Genomic DNA, 814 nt, shown 5'->3' with positions numbered 1-814 from the left:
TCGCAATGACGGCTAACGCCGCAAGCGATGTGCGTGATCGCTGTCTTGAAGTAGGCATGAACGACTTTCTCACTAAGCCCTTTATCATCGAAGATCTACTGCAGTTGATTGAAACCTACTGTAAACCGAGAGATGCGCTGCAACTGGTTCCAGAAGCCATTGATGATATTGCTGCGCTGCTGGATGACGGAGAGGAAACCATCCAACTCATTGATTCGGATAAAGCATTGGCAGTGCTGCATGGTAATCGGCACTTGTACCGTAGAGTTCTAGCTCAGTTTAAGCAGTGCTGTGACGATGGTGTTTACAGTTTGGATTCTCGGCGCATACAGAACAACCGGCGCGACACGATGCGTTTGGTATTTAACGTAAAACGTTTGGCCGAAACCATTGGCGCGTATTATATTTCCAATTTGCTCGCCGAGTTGGAAGGAGCCGTTGAGGTTGATGATCGCGAAGCGATTGAGCGGATTGTTGACAGCTATACAACGGGCATTGAATATGTCGCCCGTGAAATCGAACAAATAGATCTTTCCAAAAACGAATAAAACAGAGCTCGGGTTTTAACGTTTAACTCGATGCTCCAAAACTACGATAAATACTAAAGGAGTATCGTGTGCTGCAAAAAGTATCCCCCTTTCTGGTTCTGATTTTGTCGATGACTGGCGTTGGCCTGATTGAGGTGTCTGTTTCCTGGAGTCTCTATTACTGGTTTGGTTGTTACATCGCTGTGGGTTTGCTGTTCATTATTCAGGCTAAAGACGGCGCTCAACAAAACGCGATTTTACATCATATCTTGCACTGGCTTGGGAGT

2 protein-coding genes are annotated in these 814 nt (G+C 46.1%); both read left to right on the top strand.

Annotated features, from left to right (window positions below; genetic code table 11):
* Positions 1–548, top strand: a 548-nt coding sequence (locus A3750_RS22530) for a response regulator (RefSeq protein ID WP_156498852.1), incomplete at its 5' end; no start/stop codon positions are given.
* Positions 549–616: 68 nt separating this feature from the next.
* Positions 617–814: hypothetical protein (locus A3750_RS22525; protein WP_156498851.1), on the top strand; the 198-nt coding region annotated here is incomplete at its 3' end.

The sequence above is a fragment of the Oleiphilus sp. HI0079 genome (assembly GCF_001635105.1).
This window is presented reverse-complemented; position numbering and strand designations above follow the sequence as displayed.